The following is a 15,316-nucleotide window of genomic DNA, read 5'->3' as shown; positions in this document are numbered from 1 at the left end:
TTGAATCACTTCACAAGCGTAGATATTCTGGGCCGTATGAGCCTCGATGAGACGGTTAACGCGGGTGACATCGCGCGGATGGCCGACGTCGGGCGGGCTGCGGTGAGCAACTGGCGCCGCCGCTACGACGACTTCCCCGAGCCCGTCGGCGGGACGACCTCCAGCCCGCTGTTCGCCCTGCCGGAGGTCGAGGCCTGGCTCAGGCGTAACGGCAAGACATTCGAGGTGTCCGTCGCCGACAGAGTATGGCAGCGGCTCAGGATGTCGGCCGACGACCTGCACCTGGGGGACCTGCTCGGCCGCATGGGGGCGTTCCTGCTCTACACGCTCCGGGACCCCGACGGCCTCCGTCGGCTCGCCGCGGGTCCCGACCTGCCCGTACGGCTGGCCGCCGCCGTCGCCGCCGCGACCCCCGACCTGCCGGCCGGACCCGAAGCGCGCAGCAGCCTGGACGCCGGGCTGATCGGACCGCTCACGGAACTGGCCGCCGCGCATGGGCCCGCCACGGCCTTCGAGCTCCTCTGCGAGCGCTACGTGGAGGCCCACAGCCGCCGGCTCTCGGTCACACGGGCGGACGTGGCGGAGCTGATGGCCCGGCTGGCCTGCTCCGAGGGGGGATCGGTTCTCGACCCGGCCTGCGGCATGGGCACTCTTCTCCTCGCGGTCAAGGGGGCGAGGCGGGGACGGAGCGACGCCGCGCCGTCCGGCGGTGAGCCGGTGGACGAGCCTGTCGCGCCTGGGGACCGCACTCTGCCCGGCCAGGAACCCCGGCCGCGGAGCCAGGATCCCACGGTGCCCGGCCCCGGCGCCATGGCACTGGGCGAAGCCGTACAGGAGACTCACGAGGCCCGTGAGCCCCAGCGCGTCACAGAGCTTCTGGGCCAGGACGCGGGGGAGACGGTGGCGCTGCTCGCCACACTGCGGCTGCTGCTGCGCGGGGAGCGTGCGCGGATCGTCGCGGGGGACTCCCTCAGGGACGACGGCTTCCCCGAGGGGGGCGCCGACGCCGTCGTCTGCGATCCGCCGTTCAACGAGCGGGCGTGGGGTCACGAGGACCTGGTGGGCGATCCGCGCTGGACGTACGGCATGCCGCCGCGCGGTGAGTCCGAGCTCGCCTGGGTGCAGCACTGCCTCGCCCACGTCCGGCCCGGCGGCCTGGTGGCCGTCCTGATGCCCGCGGCCGCCGCGAGCCGCCGCTCGGGCAGGCGCATCCGGGCCAACTTGTTGCGCGCCGGCGCCGTGCGCGCCGTCTTCTCCCTGGCCGCGGGCGGCCCCGACCTGTGGCTGCTGCGCCGTCCCGAACCCGGCGAGCGGCAACCCGCGACCATCCTGCTGACGATGGCGGGCGACGACCTGTCGCTCGTGGAGCCCGCCTGGGACGCCTACCTGGCCGGGGCCGAGCCGCCGGGCGAGAGTCGTGCGGTCGGGATCGTCGACCTCCTCGACGACGAGGTCGACCTCAGCCCCGCGCGGCACCTCGCCTCGCGAGGCGACGCGAGCGGCTTCCCCTCGGCCCGCGGCCGTTTCAGAGACGTCGCGGAGGCGCTCGTGGCCGCGGTGACCGAGGGCCTGGGCGATCTGGACGTGCCCGGCGACGCCCCGGCCGGATGGGACTCGCCGCCTACGACACTCGCCGAGTTGGTCAGGGCCGGTCTGGTGACCGTACGGCACTCGACGTTGAAGGCGGCCGACCCGGACGGCGACCGGGAGGGCGCCTTCCCCGTGCTCACGGCCGACGATCTGGCGAGCGGCGGCCCGCCCACGGGCTGGGCCGCCCCGGAGGACGGCCTGGTGACGATCGCCGACGGCGACGTGGTGGGCTCCGCCGTCACGGCACGGGTGATCGGCGATGGAGGAGCCGTGCTGGGCCCCCAGCTCGCGCTCTACCGGGTGGATCGCACGCGAATCGACCCGGAGTTCCTCGCCGGGTTCCTCAGGTTCGCCACCGCCGGGCGGCCGCACCTCGGGTCCAGCCGCGTCGACGCACGACGGGCGCGGGTGCCGCGCCTGCCCCTCGCCGAACAGACCCGGTACGGCCAGGCCTTCCGGCGGCTTCTCTCCCTGGAGGACGGTCTGCGGGAGGCGGCCGCGGCGGGGGAGGCGCTCGTGCGGCTGGGGGTGGAAGGGCTCGCCGCGGGTCACCTCCGACCTGGTAGTTGAAAGGTGTAGCTTTGCCCCCGGACAGGCCGACTGGAGGGTGCATGGTCATCGGCGACCGTTACGAGCTTGACGACCTGCCCCTGGGCCAGGGCGGCATGGGAGCCGTCTACGGCGGTCACGACCGGCGGCTCGACCGGAGGGTGGCGGTCAAGTTCCTCCGCCTGCCGGGCGGGCCCGACGACGAGTTGGAGCGCCGCTTCATCCGCGAGGCCCGGATCCTCGCGCGGCTCGACCATCCCGGTGCGCCGGTGCTGTACGACTTCGGGACCCACGAGCAGCGGCTCTTCCAGGTCATGCAGTTCATCGAGGGGGTGACGGTCGCCGACCTCGTCAGCGAGCACGGCCCGCTCCCCGTCCCCTGGGCGGCGGCGATCGCGGCCCAGGCGTGCGCGGTGCTCACCGCGGCGCACGCGCTGTCCATCTGCCACCGTGACCTCAAGCCGACCAATCTCATGCTCTGCCCGGACGGCAGCGTCAAGGTGCTCGACTTCGGGCTCGCGATCCTCCGCGAGGGCGACTCCGCCCAGTTCACCCGGGTCGGCCAGATCCTGGGCACTCCGGCGTACATGTCGCCTGAGCAGATCGAGCGCGGCGTGGCCGACCAGAAGAGCGACCTCTACGCGCTCGGCTGCGTCCTGCACGAGATGCTCACCGGAAGGCAGCTGTTCACCGGGCCCACGGAGTACGCGGTGTTCGACAAGCAGGTCAAGGAGCGCCCGCCGCGCGTCACCGGTGTGCCGCCGGAGCTGGACCGGCTGATCGCCGAACTGCTGGAGAAGCACCCGGACGACCGGCCTTCCGACGCCTACACGCTCTATCAGCGGTTGCAGCCCTTCGCGGTCGACCTGCCCATGTTGCCGGGCTTCCTCGACCAGTCGTCGGTCCCGAGCCCCGGCCGGATGTACGCGAGGATGGTCGGCCGCGTCCGCTGAGACGGCGCCTAACGTCGTGAAGCGCTCCGCCAGCCGGCCAGGACCTCCTCGACGCGGGCACGGATCCGGTCACGGGCCTCCATCCGGGGGACGCCGGACATCAGCAGGCGGTCGTAGTCGGTGTCCAGATGGCGCACGCTCGCGACCACCGCGAGAGTGATCGCGTTCTCGTCGAAGACGCGGGCGGCCGCCGTCCTGCCGACCCGGCCGCTGCCGCGCTGCCCGGCATGGAGGGCGACGGCCTCCGCCCGATCCGGCGGGCACCCGGGGAACAGGCGGCGGATCTCCCCGGCCATGGCCGCCTGGAACGTCACGTCCTCGCCCGCCCGCCGCTCCCGGTCGCGCTCGCGGCGGCGGAGCCGTACCTCCTCGTCGGCGAAGCACTGCTCCTCGGCCAGCGCGAGCGCCGCCTCCTCGACGAGGATGCCGAGCCGCTCGTAGCGCTTGCGCCGCCGGTTGTACCGGACGACGACGGCCGACAGGCCGCTGCCCTTCTTGGCCCGGCGGCTGAGCGCGGCGTCGCCCGCGGGGAGGAAGAGCAGGTGATCCATGTCCGCGCACGTCAGGCAGAACGGCTGGTCCGCTTCTGTGATCATGAATCCGGTCAGGTCCGCCGTACGATCCCCTGCGGGCTCCGTCGTTCGCGCCGCGGTGTCCACGCGCGTCGTGGCCGCGCAGCCCGCGCAGGTCCACGACTCGACCGGCGCGACGGCCACGAGGTCAGGGGCCCGGTTCTGCCGTTCCTCGAGGCGGCGGCGGGCCGCCTCGGTCATGTCCGGCGACACCCAGTGGACGCGGAACGAGCGCTCGAGTTCCTCGCCGCCCGCGGTCGTGAAGCGCAGTGGCCGCCGGTCCCGGCCCGCGGAGGTGTAGGCCGCCTCGTTGGCGACGAGGCCGCCGTCGACCGCCCACTCGCGCAGGTGCGCGATCGCCTCCGCCATGCGGGAGGCGTCCACGGCCGCCAGCCGTTCCAGGTCGCCGGCCCGTCCCTGCCGCCAGGTGTCCACATCGCGGCCGCGCAGCCAGCGCAGACCGGTCAGCACGTCGAGGGCCGTCACATGCTTCCGGGTGGCCAGCGCGATCTCCGCCGCCTCCGCCACCCGGCTGCCCAGCTTGCTCCGCATTCCCCCAAGCCTGCCCTACGGCACGGCCTCACGAGTCCGGTTGACGGCGTCCAGCAGGCCGACGGCCGCGAAGGCCGCGACGATGGCGGAGCCTCCGTAGGAGACGAAGGGGAGCGGCAGGCCCGTGATCGGCACGATGCCGATCGTCATGCCCATGTTCACGAACGCCTGGAAGGCCAGCCAGCAGATCACCCCGCCGGCGAGCACCGTGCCGTACGACGAGGCGCTGGAGGCCGTGATCCACAGGCCTCGCAAGAGCAGCAGGGTCACCAGCAGCACGATGGAGGCGGCGCCGAGGAAGCCGAGTTCCTCACCGGCCACCGTGAAGATGAAGTCGGTGTGCTGCTCGGGGACGAAGTGGCCCGCGGTCTGCCCGCCCCGGAACAGGCCCGTCCCGAACACCTCGCCCGAGCCGACAGCGATGCGCGCCTGGGTGGCGTGATAACCCGAGCCCAGCGGATCGGCCTCGGGATCGAGGAGGACCGACAACCGTCGCAGCTGGTAGGGCCGCAGGAGGGCGAGTCGCCACATCAGGACGAGGCCGAGACCGCTCAGCGCGGCCAGCCCGGCGAGCCAGCGCATCCGCGCCCCGGACAGTGTGATCATGCCGATGGTCACGGCGCAGAAGACGAGCGCCGTGCCGAAGTCGGGTTCCATGGCGATCAGAAGCACCGGCGCGGCCGTCAGCGCGAGGGCGAGGAGCACGGCCCGGCCGCCCGGCCGCCCGGAATCGCCCCGCCCGCCCAGCACGCCGGCGAGCGCGAGGATCGTCGCCACCTTGGCGAACTCGGACGGCTGGAACCCGAGCCCGGGGCCGAGCACGATCCACGCTTGCGAACCGTTGACCGTACGGCCGAGCGGGGTGAGCACGGCGACCAGGCCGGCGATCCCGAGCAGGTAGACCACCGGGACGTACGCCCGCAGGACCCGTGGCTCCGACCGGGACACGAGCCACATGAGGGCGAGCCCGAGGCAGACGCTGAACGCCTGCCGCTGGACGAAGACCGAGCCGGGATCGGCCCGGGTGGCCGAGCCCACGAGGAGCAGGCCGATGCCCGCGAGGGCGGCCGACGGGACCAGCAATCCCGGGTCCATGGGCGTGCGCGCGGCGAACGGCGCCGACCACGCCGGGAGGGGCGTCATGTCCCGCGGGTCGTGCTGAGCCGGGGGATGCCCTCGCGCATGGTCCGCGCCGCCGAGTCGGCCGCGTGGCCTCCGGCCCGTGACGACACCACGACCACGACATACCGGGGGGTCTCGGCGGGGACGTAGCACGCGGACCAGGATGTGCCCGGCCCGCCGTGCACGTCGAGGGCCGAGCCCCGGGACGAGATCGCGGCGAGGGTGTGCCGGATGCCGCGCATGGTCTCGGGGGAGGCCGCCACCCGGCCGGCGGCGGGCGGGGCGATCGTGCGCACCACCGTGCCGTCGGGCCGCACCACGGCCATGGCCAGGCGGGGGCTGAAGAGCGTCCCGCCGTTGACGGCGGCGGCATAGGCCGTGGCGAGTTGGAGCGGGGTGACCAGGACCTCTCCCTGGCCGGCGGCCGGGCCGTGCTCCGGATGCACGGAGTCCGGAATGTAGCCCGTCGCCTCGTTCGGTAAGTCGATCCCGGTGCGTCGCCCGAAGCCGAACGCCGCCGCCGCTCCCGCAGCGGTGATCGCATGCGCGGACCCGGGCGCCCGCTGCGCGATCAGCGCTCCGGAGGCTCCGGAGAGGCTCTCGGTGTCCAGCCCCATGGCGCCGCCGTGCGTCTCCCGGCCCGCGTGGCCGGCGAGGGCGATCACGCGCCCGGTCGAGGTCTCCAGCACGACCACCGCGCCCGTGGACTCCCGTCCCGCCTTCGCGGCGACGACGGCGAGCGCCTGCTCGGCCAGGCGCTGGATCCGCGGATCGACGCTGGTCGTCAGCGTGTTCCCCGGTTGAGGCCCGCGTTCGCCCAGGACCCGGGTGACCGTTCCCCTGCTGTCCACGGCCAGTTCGCGGACGCCGGCACGGCCCGCCAGGTCGGCGCGGTACCACGTCTCCAGCCCACCGCGGCCGACGAGGGCGTCCGCGGTCAGCGGGCGGCCGTCGGCGGCGAGGATCCGGCCCCACGGCGCGGGCAGGGGCACCGTGCGCAGGCGTGAGTCAGCCGCCGCCCTCGCGTAGTACGGACCCGAGACGACCTGCAGGTACCAGAGGCGGCCGAGCACGGTCAGCATCATGGAGGAGACGACGACGGCCAGGAGCGCCACACGCCCCCGGTGCACACCCCTACGCACGCCGGTCAGATCGACGTAGCGTGATCAGCCGGTCGCCGATCATGCGAGTAGTGTGCGGCACGGGTTCGCGCAAAGCAACCGTTTCCGGACGAGTCAGCGGCCGTCGAGCAGAGGGCGGGCGGGGTCCCAGCGGGTGCCCTCCGCGGCGTCCTTGCGGCGGCGGGCCATGGCGGACAGCGCCTCGAGGACGACGCGGTTCCCCAGGTAGGCGGTGATCTCCGCATGGTCGTACGGCGGCGCGACCTCGACGATCTCGACGCCCACGACCGGAAGTTCGTAACAGGTCCTCCGGACGGCGTCGAGCAGTTGCCGGGCGGACAGGCCGCCAGGCTCGGGGGTGCCCGTCCCCGGGGCGTGCCCGGGATCGCAGACGTCGACGTCGACCGAGAGGTAGACGCCGTCGCAGTCGTCGAGCGCGATGCCGTAGGCCTCGGTGAGGCACGTGTCCAGACCCCGGGCGACGACCTCGGTCATCTCGTAGGAGCGCATCTTCTGCCCGGCCATCCAGTCGAGGACGTCGGGCCCCGGCCAGTACCCCCGCAGGCCGATCTGGAGGAACCGGTCGCCGCGGACGGCCCCGGACTCGATCAGGCGGCGCATCGGCTGGCCGTGGCCGTGCAGATGCCCGAACTCGACGTCCCCCGTGTCCGCGTGGGCGTCGAAGTGCAGCATGGAGATCCGGCCGAAACCGTGGTGACGGGCCACGCCGGTGGCGTCGGGCAGAGCCACCGTGTGATCGCCGCCGAGCACGATGGGGATCGCGCCCGAGGCCGCGACTCGGGCGACCGCGTCCTCGATCGCGCGCAGGCTGCCCTCGATGTCACCGGCGTAGGTCTCCACGTCGCCGGCGTCCAGCACCCGGAGATCCTGGAGCGCGTCCACGCGGAGGGCGAGGCTCGGCCGGGAGCCGTCGTGCGGGAGGTAGCACGCCTGCCGGATGGCGCTCGGCCCGAAGCGCGCGCCCGGACGGTGCGACGTCCCGCCGTCGAAGGGCGCGCCGACGATGACGACGTCCGCCCCGGCGTAGGTCTCCGCGTCGTCCAGGTCGCATCGTCCGACCCCGAGAAAGGTGACGTCGGGGCCGAACATGGGGCCGTAACGGGTCATCGGGCTCCTCCAGCACTGGTGCGGTCCGCCGGGCTCCGGAGCCTGTCATCCCAGCTCCGGCGAGAGGGCGGCGCCGTCATGGTATGTGACGTTCAGCCGGAGATGAGGGGATGCGCGATGTCCGACGGCCCGCCCGGGACGCGCGGTTCGCCTGGGACGCGCGGTTCGCCTGGGACCTGCGTCTCGTGCCGTGACGAGGGCCTTCCGCCTGACAGGAACGGATCGAGCAGGCCGGGCGAGCCTGCCGACGCGAGCCGGAGGGCCTCGCCCAGTCCGACGTCCTGCACGCGGTATCCCTGGCGGCCCGCGGCGGTGGTCGCGGTCAGGGTGACGAGCCCGGCACGACGCTGGAAGAACGAACGCTCGACGTTCCAGCCGATGATCCCGTCGTACTCCAGGACCACGCGCCTGCGGACGAGGGAACCCCATCGGGTGACCAGGTGGCCGGCCACGAGGGCGTGCCCGAGGTTCCGGTACCGGTCCGCCGCGATCAGCGCGGTGACCGGCAGCAGGGCGAGCCCGGCCACCCAGGTCCAGGCAGGCAGGTCCGACCACTCCCACAACACGAGGCAGACCACGATCCACGCGACGACCACGCCGAGGGACCTGGTGAACCTGCGCCGTGCGGCCGCTGGCCCGTGCTGGACCAGCGGCCCGGAGACCGTGGCGGCGTCGCCGCCGAGCACCCGCGTGGCCACGGACTGTGCCTCCCGCAGGGGGGCGGGCGGCAGGAGCATCGAGCCGCCCCGCTGCGCGCCCTGGCCGACCCGCAGCCCGGTCGTCACGGCGATCAGCCGTGCGCCTCGTACGGCACGCAGCAGCAGGGGCTCGCTGACCTCGAGGCCGCGCAGGCGCCGCTCCTCGATGGTCGTCGCTCTCGTGGTGATGAGACCCCGGTTGACGTGCAGCGTCCCGCTGGAATGGCGGGTCAGCCGGAATCCCCAGAAGGCGAGGATGTAGCCGAGCGTCGAGGCGATCATGACGAAGACGGCCAGGATGAGGACGCCCGCCGCGATCTCCAACGGCAGGGAGAGAGATCCGAACCAGCCCAGCGTGCTCTTGACCGGTGCGATCTGCCCCAGATTCACGTTGCCCTCGGACGCGAGCCGGGAGACGAAACCGGCGATGATGCCCACGGTGATGAGCCCGGAGAGGGTGAAGGGCCCGAACCGGATCCACTCGGGCCGCAGAGCGGCGAGTTCCGTCTCGACGCCGGCCTGCCGCGGGGCAGGCACGGCGGCCGCGGGCGTGCCCGCGCTCTCGGGCGTGTACCCGGCGGTGTCCATGGCGGTCCCCATGGCAGTTTCCCCGGGTGCGCCGGCCGTACGGCTCTCGCGGTGCAGAAGCTCCCCGCGCAGGCCCGCGGCCTCACGGGCGCCGAGCGCGTCGAGCTTGAGCTCGCCGCCGCCCTTCCTGTCGGACCGGCCGGTGCCCACCTCGACCCTGGCCAGGCCGAGCACGCGGTGCAGGATGTTGGCGGTGACGTCGACCGTGCGGACCCGGTCGCGGGGCACGGTCAGCACCTTGCGATGCACCAGACCCTTGCGTACCTGGACGTGCTCGGGCGTGATGCGGTAGGTGGTCGTGAACCAGCGCAGCGTGCCGAACAGGACCGCGACCACCAGGCCCGCGAGGCTCCAGAGGGGGCCGTGGCCGCCGCTGCTCGATCCGGCCACGAGCAGGCCGATGAGCGCCGGGGCGAGCCGGACGACCTCCTGGATCGGGTGGACCACCAGCATCCGGGGGCTCAGCCGCCGCCACTCGGCGCCTGTCGTGCTCGTCATGTGGCATCACCCGCGGTGGCCTGCGCGTTCGCGGTGAGCTCGTCGACGAGCCGTTGCGCCGTCTCGCGGTCGAGCCCGCTGATGCGGACCGGCCCGGCGGCGGAGGCGGTCGTGACGGTGACGTTGGCCAGCCTGAACAACTGCTCGAACGGGCCCCGGGCGCTGTCGACGGTCTGGATGCGGGAAACGGGCGCGATCCGCCACTCCTGCTTGAACCAGCCCGACTGGGTGTAGACGGCCTCGGGGGTGGTCTCCCACCGGTGGACGTTGTAGCGCCACAGCGGCATGACGGTGACGTGCGTCACCGCGACGATCACGGTGGCGACGAGCGCGGCCAGGCGAAGGCCGACGTCGTCGCCGTCCGCGACCAGCCAGATGACCTGGACGGCGATGAGGACCAGCCAGCCGAAGGCGGCGCGGGCGGCCCAGTACCACCGGGCGGTGCGGCTCACCCGGTGCTGAGGGGGGCGGAGGGTCGTGGTTTCCACGCCCTCAACTCTGCCCGAAGCTCCTGAAAGCAAGCAGTGGGGGTGATCCTGTATTTATCAGGATGAATGTCATATGTGTGGCGATGCCCGTAGGCGACCCCTTGCGGCGGACGCGGAATGCCCGCGAGCAGGGCACGCGGGCACATCCGCCGGGCGGACACGGATCGCGCCGGTCACTCGCCTGCTTCCGTGGTCCGCCTGTCCCTCTTGGCCTGTTTGATCGAGCGGGCTTCCTTGATGGCCGTCTTTTTCGCCTTCGCCGTGGACTTGGCGTGCTTCTTCTTCGGCGCCTCAGCCATAATTCCCCCGAATGTATGACATGTTGCCCCTTATGGCATCAGACAGGGTGATACCCACCGCTCGGGCTGTCATCCCGCCACCCGCTCCTCCTGGACGCTCAAGGGTTGCGCGATGTCCTCCAGCGATCGCCTGGCCGCCTCCACCCCCATGAACCATTCGACCGCGCCGGCGCCCATCATCAGGACCGCGCCGACCACGTAGCCCAGCGCGACGTTGCCCACCGATCCGCTCTCCACCAGGCGGCCGAAGAGCACGGGGCCGATGATGCCGCCGAGCCCCGTCCCGACCGCGTAGAACAGGGCGATCGCGAGGGCCCTGGTCTCCATTGGGAAGATCTCCGAGACCGTCAGGTAGGCCGAACTCGCTCCCGCCGACGCGAAGAAGAACACCACCAGCCAGCAGGCGGTCAGCGTCCCCGCCGAGAGGACCCCGCTGTGGAAGAGCGCCGCCGTGCCCAGCAGGAGCAGGCCGGAGACGATGTAGGAGCCCGCGATCAGTGCCCGGCGGCCCACCGAGTCGAAAAACCTGCCGAGCAGCACCGGCCCGAGGAAGTTGCCGATGGCCACGGGGATCAGGTACCAGGGCGTGCTGCCTGCGGGGACCTTGAAGAACGTGGCGAGCACGAGCGCATAGGTGAAGAAGACCGCGTTGTACAGGAAGGCCTGCCCGACGAAGAGCGCCAGCCCGACGACCGTCCGCTTCGGGTAGCGGCGCAGCAACGTGGCGGCCACCTCGGTCAGCGGGGTGTGGGTGCGCTGGGTGATCCTGATCTCACCGGCGGGCGGCTCCAGATCCCTGCCGCTCTCCTCGCGGACCTGTCTCTCGATGTCCCCGACGATGTCCTCGGCCTCCCGTTCGCGGCCGTGGATGGCCAGCCACCGGGGACTCTCCGGCACCATCCGCCTGATCAGCAGGATGCCGATCCCGAGCACCGCGCCGAGGCCGAAGAGCACGCGCCAGCCCACGTCGATGGGGAGCACGCCCGGATCGAGCAGGGGGATGGCGATCGCGGCGCCCACTGTGGTGCCCAGCCAGAAGGAGCCGTTGACGACCAGGTCGACCGTCCCCCGTACCCGCGCGGGGATCAACTCGTCGATCGCCGAGTTGATCGCGGCGTACTCGCCGCCGATGCCGGCTCCCGTGAAGAACCGGCAAAGGAAGAAGTACCAGGCCTCGGTGGAGAACGCCGTCGCCACGGTGGCGACGAGATAGACGGCGAGCGTGACGAGGAAGAGCTTCTTGCGGCCGAACCGGTCGGTCAGGTGGCCGAAGATGAGGGCGCCCAGGCAGGCTCCGGCGACGTACACGCCGGCGGCCAGCCCCACCTGGCTGTCGGTCAGCCCGAGCCCGCTGGCCGTCTGGGTGATCCGGGGACCGATGACGCCGACGATGGTGACCTCGAGCCCGTCGAGGACCCACACGGTGCCGAGGCCCGCGAGGACGAGCCAGTGCCAGCGGGCCCAGGGCAGGCGGTCGAGTCGCGCGGGAATGTCGGTGGTGATCTGCGCCATATCGTCCCCTTCATTGCACGATATGGCGCCCGACTACCCGCCAGCGGGCCGAGGAATCATCGACAGGCGGGCCGGCCTAGATCGAGTACCTGACGTGGGCGTCGACCGGCTGCTCCTGGAGGCCCCGCGTGTCCGCGGGCCCGAGCTCGAACCAGACCGAGACCCCCGTGCGGGTGGCCGAGACGCCCCAGCGCTCGGTGAACAGATCGACGAGGTGCACGCCCCGGCCCGGCGTGCGGGCTGGCGAGGTCCAGCATCCGCAGGCCTGCGTCGCGAGCGTGACCTGGGCGGTCTCCGGGGTGGCCCGGACCGCCACCGCGTAGCCGGACCTGCTCCTGCAGGCGGCCGCGTGCCGCAGGCACTCCGCGATGAGCTCTCCGATCAGCTGGACCGCGTCGTCCCTGCAGGGATGACCGTCTCCCAGATGGCCCGCGACGAAGCGCCGGGCCGCTCCCGCCTGTGACGGATCTCCAGAGAAGGGGCGCGAGATCGCGGTTCTCCCCGGGAGGTTGAGAATTGTCATCCTGTGATAACTCCCTGTGTACCCGTCAGCCAATGCGGCAGTGCGGTCCGTGCCAGACTGCATTCATCCTGCACTTTGGAATTCCGCCACGCAATACTGCGAATGCACTATTGCAAAGTTCCTTTCGTAGGGAGATGTCGTCTCATGGGGGTAGGACGCACCCCGACGGTCCGGCTTCGCCGGCTCGCCGGTGAGCTGACACGCCTGCGAGGTGAGTCGAGGCTCAGCAGAGAGGATGTGGCGAGCCGCCTCGGGGTGGCGAGTTCCACGGTGTACCGGATCGAGACCGGACACACCCGGCCCCAGGGCCGGACCATTCGGGACCTGCTCGATCTCTACCAGGTGAGAGGCACGGAACGGCAGGCCCTCCTCGAGCTCGCTCGGGAGGCCGGCCGGCGCGGCTGGTGGCACGCGTTCGGGGACGTCCTCCCCGGACCGTACGTCGGGCTCGAGGCGGAGGCCGCCTCGGTCCGCAACTACGAGCCCCTGCTCATCCCCGGGCTGCTGGAGACCGAGTCCTACGCCCGTGCGGTCGTGGGGGCCGCGCTGGTGAAGGACCCGGCGGAGATCGAGAGGCGGATCACGGTCCGCATGGAGCGGCAACGGCGCCTCACCATGCCCGATGGTCTGGATCTGTGGGTCGTCCTCGACGAGGCCGCGCTCCGGCGGCCCGTCGGGGGGCCGCCCGTCATGGCCGAGCAACTGCGCAGGCTGTCGGAGATCGCCGTCCAGCCGAACGTCACCCTCCAGGTGCTCCCCTTCGAGGCGGGCGCCTACCTCGGCATGGGCAGCTCACTGGCGATCCTCGCCTTCCCCGACCCCGAGGATTCCGACGTGGTGTTCCTGGAGAACATGGGCGGCGAGCTCTACCTGGAGAGCCAGGAAGAGGTCCGCAGGTATGTCCAGGTCTTCGATCATCTTCGCGCCGCCGCGCTCGGCCCGGAGAAGTCCCTAGAGAAGATCGATGCGGTCGAGAAGGAGATGGCAGGACGATGAAGGGCATCCACCCAGCGGAGGACCTGGCCGGTGCGATCTGGCGGAAGGCGGCTCGTTCCAACACCGTGGGCAACCAGTGTGTCGAAGTGGCCCTCCTGCGCCAAGGCGTCGCCGTGCGCGACTCGAAGAACCCCGAGGGTCCCAAACTGATGTTCACTGCGGGCGAGTGGGACGCGTTCGTTGACGGCGTGAAGGGCGGCGAGTTCGACCTGTCCTGACCTCTGACACACCTGACCCGTACGGCTTGCGCTCGATATGGCGCAAGCCGTACGCCATTTTTAGATGTCCTTTTCCCAATAAAGGTCGTCAAATCGGATGAATGGGTCCAATTTGACAGGGCAGGAGACCGGCATACGGCGATGGCCGGGATCGCCGGATGCGAGTCTGGCGCCAGATGAGGAGGACGTCATGACCATGGGAGTCGATCCGCGGCAACTCGCCGACGACGATCTGTTCCGTGAGTTGCGAAGCCTGCACGACACCCGGACCGACACGCTGCTCCACGGCTCTGACGACGCCCTCCAGCACCACACCTCCCGGACGGAGGAACTCGAGGGCGAGTACCTCAAACGGTTCCCCGAGCGCCACATCGACGCCGGACGACTGCGTAGTGGAGCGAGGTCGCGCTGATGGGTGACAACGAGCGATTGGGCGACGTCCAGGAGATGTCCGCCATCGAGATCGGCGTCTACGAGGCCGTCGCCTCGATGGACGTGGACGGGCGGGCGGCCACGGTCAGGGAGATCGCCAGGATGGTGCGGCTGCCCGAGGAGACCGTGTGGAACGGACTCGAGGCGCTGACTCGCGGGGGCCGGCTGCTCCGCAGAGGCGATGCCTATGTGCTGGGACCGCACGACTGGGGGCTGGACTACTGAATCGGGACGGCAGGGCTCCGCAAGCTCTGTCCGGGTTCGAATGCCTGGTCCGGCCGTACGGCGCGGGCCACACAATGCGTTTTACCGGACTTGACAACGCAAGTGATCGCAAAGGCACGGCATTAGCCGTCGTATGCTTGCGCCCATGACGCGACGGCTTGCCGAAGTTGCGAAAAAAGTGGGGGTCAGCGAGGCCACGGTGAGCCGCGTCCTCAATGGCAAGGCGGGGGTCTCCGAGGCCACCCGTGAAGCGGTGCTGACCGCCCTCGACGTGCTGGGATACGAACGGCCGACCCAGCTGCGCGGCGAGCGTGCCCGGCTGGTCGGGCTCGTCCTGCCCGAGCTGCAGAACCCGATCTTCCCCGCGTTCGCGGAGGTCGTCGGTGGCGCGCTCGCCCAGCAGGGATTCACGCCGGTGTTGTGCACGCGGACCGTCGGCGGGGTCTCCGAGGCCGACTACGTCGACCTGCTGCTCCAGCAGCAGGTCTCGGGCGTGGTCTTCGCCGGCGGGCTCTACACGCAGTCGGGCGTCGTGCACGAGCACTATCTCCGGCTGATCGACCGGCGCCTGCCGACCGTGATGGTGAACGCGGCGGCCGACCACTGGGAGTTCCCGCGCGTCTCCTGCGACGACACGATCGCGGTGGAGCAGTCCATGGCGCACCTGCGCGCGCTGGGCCATGAGCGCATCGGCCTGATCGTGGGCCCGCCGGATCACATGCCGTCGATCCGCAAGCTCGACGCGTTCCGTGGGCAGGGCGGCCAGTGGGTCGAGCACACCATGCACTCGCTGGAGGGCGGCCACGCCGCGGCGGTGAAGCTGCTGCGACAGCAGGTCACCGGCATCATCTGCGGCAGTGACCCGCTCGCGCTCGGCGCGATCAGGGCGGCCCGGCGCGAGGGGATGCGCGTTCCCGGCGACGTCTCGGTCATCGGTTACGACGACTCGGCACTGATGAACTGTGTCGACCCACCGCTGACCACCATCCGGCAGCCGATCGAGGCGATGGGCAGGGCCGTCGTGGAGTTGCTGGTCAGCCAGATCGACGGCGCGCCCGTGGCGACAGGGGAGCTTCTCTTCGAGCCCGAGCTCGTCGTCCGGTCGTCGACGGGGCGAATGGGAGCTCTCACGCCCTGAGCGTTCCGGCGAATCCGGATGAGAATGGATGGGCACGGCGAGAACGGAACCCGGAGAAGGAGGCGTCCACTCCTTCTCCGGGCCTCCCGTTGAAGGAGGCGTCCACTCCTCCAA

General features: G+C 71.4%; 16 protein-coding genes. 7 read left to right on the top strand and 9 right to left on the bottom strand.

All coding sequences use genetic code 11. The features are described from left to right. Positions 1 to 36 precede the first annotated feature (36 nt). Together Psi02_RS12000 and Psi02_RS11995 are read left to right on the top strand one after the other, a co-directional pair. Positions 37 to 2,160 carry an N-6 DNA methylase gene (locus Psi02_RS12000; RefSeq protein WP_239094815.1) on the top strand — a complete coding sequence of 708 codons (2,124 nt, stop codon included), beginning with the start codon at positions 37 to 39 and terminating at the stop codon, positions 2,158 to 2,160. A gap of 41 nt (positions 2,161 to 2,201) precedes the next feature. Then, positions 2,202 to 3,092, top strand: a complete 891-nt coding sequence (locus tag Psi02_RS11995) for a serine/threonine-protein kinase (protein WP_203973522.1) — start codon at positions 2,202 to 2,204, stop codon at positions 3,090 to 3,092. Between the two features lie 8 nt (positions 3,093 to 3,100). Here the strand turns inward: Psi02_RS11995 and Psi02_RS11990 are convergent, their stop codons facing one another. The 9 genes from Psi02_RS11990 to Psi02_RS11955 form a co-directional block, all read right to left on the bottom strand. Beyond that, positions 3,101 to 4,216 (bottom strand): DUF2293 domain-containing protein, encoded by a 1,116-nt coding sequence (locus Psi02_RS11990; RefSeq protein WP_203973521.1) that lies wholly within the window; start codon positions 4,214 to 4,216, stop codon positions 3,101 to 3,103. A gap of 15 nt (positions 4,217 to 4,231) precedes the next feature. After that, the gene (rodA, locus tag Psi02_RS11985; protein WP_203973520.1) at positions 4,232 to 5,359 is read right to left on the bottom strand and encodes a rod shape-determining protein RodA; all 1,128 of its coding nucleotides are present in this window, start codon (positions 5,357 to 5,359) and stop codon (positions 4,232 to 4,234) included. After that, positions 5,356 to 6,480 (bottom strand): penicillin-binding transpeptidase domain-containing protein, encoded by a 1,125-nt coding sequence (locus Psi02_RS11980; protein WP_203973519.1) that lies wholly within the window; start codon positions 6,478 to 6,480, stop codon positions 5,356 to 5,358. Before Psi02_RS11980 ends, rodA begins: the two co-directional genes overlap by 4 nt. A gap of 93 nt (positions 6,481 to 6,573) precedes the next feature. Then, positions 6,574 to 7,587 (bottom strand): agmatinase, encoded by a 1,014-nt coding sequence (gene speB, locus Psi02_RS11975; protein ID WP_239094814.1) that lies wholly within the window; start codon positions 7,585 to 7,587, stop codon positions 6,574 to 6,576. Between the two features lie 92 nt (positions 7,588 to 7,679). Continuing rightward, positions 7,680 to 9,371: a PH domain-containing protein gene (locus Psi02_RS11970; protein ID WP_203973518.1), complete on the bottom strand. Its 1,692-nt coding sequence runs from the start codon at positions 9,369 to 9,371 to the stop codon at positions 7,680 to 7,682. Beyond that, positions 9,368 to 9,859: a PH domain-containing protein gene (locus tag Psi02_RS40050; protein ID WP_239094813.1), complete on the bottom strand. Its 492-nt coding sequence runs from the start codon at positions 9,857 to 9,859 to the stop codon at positions 9,368 to 9,370. Before Psi02_RS40050 ends, Psi02_RS11970 begins: the two co-directional genes overlap by 4 nt. Before the next feature lie 173 nt (positions 9,860 to 10,032). Next, positions 10,033 to 10,158 carry a hypothetical protein gene (locus Psi02_RS40695; RefSeq protein WP_275415186.1) on the bottom strand — a complete coding sequence of 42 codons (126 nt, stop codon included), beginning with the start codon at positions 10,156 to 10,158 and terminating at the stop codon, positions 10,033 to 10,035. A gap of 69 nt (positions 10,159 to 10,227) precedes the next feature. Further along, the gene (locus Psi02_RS11960; RefSeq protein ID WP_203973517.1) at positions 10,228 to 11,670 is read right to left on the bottom strand and encodes an MFS transporter; all 1,443 of its coding nucleotides are present in this window, start codon (positions 11,668 to 11,670) and stop codon (positions 10,228 to 10,230) included. Positions 11,671 to 11,746: 76 nt separating this feature from the next. Then, entirely contained in the window at positions 11,747 to 12,193 is a 447-nt protein-coding gene (locus Psi02_RS11955) for an ATP-binding protein (RefSeq protein ID WP_203973516.1), read from the bottom strand. Positions 12,194 to 12,337: 144 nt separating this feature from the next. Between Psi02_RS11955 and Psi02_RS11950 the strand changes: the two genes are divergently transcribed. The 5 genes from Psi02_RS11950 to Psi02_RS11930 all read left to right on the top strand — a co-directional run bounded on the left by Psi02_RS11950 (position 12,338) and on the right by Psi02_RS11930 (position 15,202). Further along, positions 12,338 to 13,189, top strand: a complete 852-nt coding sequence (locus Psi02_RS11950) for a helix-turn-helix domain-containing protein (protein WP_203973515.1) — start codon at positions 12,338 to 12,340, stop codon at positions 13,187 to 13,189. After that, the gene (locus Psi02_RS11945) at positions 13,186 to 13,407 is read left to right on the top strand and encodes a DUF397 domain-containing protein (RefSeq protein ID WP_203973514.1); all 222 of its coding nucleotides are present in this window, start codon (positions 13,186 to 13,188) and stop codon (positions 13,405 to 13,407) included. The genes Psi02_RS11950 and Psi02_RS11945 overlap by 4 nt, the downstream gene beginning before the upstream one ends. 190 nt (positions 13,408 to 13,597) lie before the next feature. Continuing rightward, entirely contained in the window at positions 13,598 to 13,819 is a 222-nt protein-coding gene (locus tag Psi02_RS11940) for a DUF6158 family protein (RefSeq protein WP_203973513.1), read from the top strand. Beyond that, the gene (locus Psi02_RS11935; protein ID WP_203973512.1) at positions 13,819 to 14,064 is read left to right on the top strand and encodes a hypothetical protein; all 246 of its coding nucleotides are present in this window, start codon (positions 13,819 to 13,821) and stop codon (positions 14,062 to 14,064) included. Before Psi02_RS11940 ends, Psi02_RS11935 begins: the two co-directional genes overlap by 1 nt. Positions 14,065 to 14,209: 145 nt before the next feature. Continuing rightward, positions 14,210 to 15,202: a LacI family DNA-binding transcriptional regulator gene (locus tag Psi02_RS11930; RefSeq protein ID WP_203973511.1), complete on the top strand. Its 993-nt coding sequence runs from the start codon at positions 14,210 to 14,212 to the stop codon at positions 15,200 to 15,202. Positions 15,203 to 15,316 lie beyond the last annotated feature (114 nt).

Source organism: Planotetraspora silvatica (assembly GCF_016863315.1).
Taxonomy (GTDB): Bacteria; Actinomycetota; Actinomycetes; order Streptosporangiales; family Streptosporangiaceae; genus Planotetraspora; species Planotetraspora silvatica.
The sequence above is the reverse complement of the archived record's forward strand: the minus strand, read 5'-3'. Positions and strand labels throughout refer to the sequence as shown.

Coding starts and splice junctions, on each gene's coding strand:
- Psi02_RS12000 (WP_239094815.1), top strand. CDS start 37: ATGAGCCTCGATGAGACGGTTAACGCGGGTGACATCGCGCGGATGGCC.
- Psi02_RS11940 (WP_203973513.1), top strand. CDS start 13,598: ATGACCATGGGAGTCGATCCGCGGCAACTCGCCGACGACGATCTGTTC.
- Psi02_RS40695 (WP_275415186.1), bottom strand. CDS start 10,158: ATGGCTGAGGCGCCGAAGAAGAAGCACGCCAAGTCCACGGCGAAGGCG.
- Psi02_RS11995 (WP_203973522.1), top strand. CDS start 2,202: ATGGTCATCGGCGACCGTTACGAGCTTGACGACCTGCCCCTGGGCCAG.
- Psi02_RS11930 (WP_203973511.1), top strand. CDS start 14,210: ATGACGCGACGGCTTGCCGAAGTTGCGAAAAAAGTGGGGGTCAGCGAG.
- Psi02_RS11960 (WP_203973517.1), bottom strand. CDS start 11,670: ATGGCGCAGATCACCACCGACATTCCCGCGCGACTCGACCGCCTGCCC.
- Psi02_RS11970 (WP_203973518.1), bottom strand. CDS start 9,371: ATGACGAGCACGACAGGCGCCGAGTGGCGGCGGCTGAGCCCCCGGATG.
- speB (WP_239094814.1), bottom strand. CDS start 7,587: ATGACCCGTTACGGCCCCATGTTCGGCCCCGACGTCACCTTTCTCGGG.
- Psi02_RS11950 (WP_203973515.1), top strand. CDS start 12,338: ATGGGGGTAGGACGCACCCCGACGGTCCGGCTTCGCCGGCTCGCCGGT.
- Psi02_RS11955 (WP_203973516.1), bottom strand. CDS start 12,193: ATGACAATTCTCAACCTCCCGGGGAGAACCGCGATCTCGCGCCCCTTC.
- Psi02_RS11935 (WP_203973512.1), top strand. CDS start 13,819: ATGGGTGACAACGAGCGATTGGGCGACGTCCAGGAGATGTCCGCCATC.
- rodA (WP_203973520.1), bottom strand. CDS start 5,359: ATGACGCCCCTCCCGGCGTGGTCGGCGCCGTTCGCCGCGCGCACGCCC.
- Psi02_RS11945 (WP_203973514.1), top strand. CDS start 13,186: ATGAAGGGCATCCACCCAGCGGAGGACCTGGCCGGTGCGATCTGGCGG.
- Psi02_RS11990 (WP_203973521.1), bottom strand. CDS start 4,216: ATGCGGAGCAAGCTGGGCAGCCGGGTGGCGGAGGCGGCGGAGATCGCG.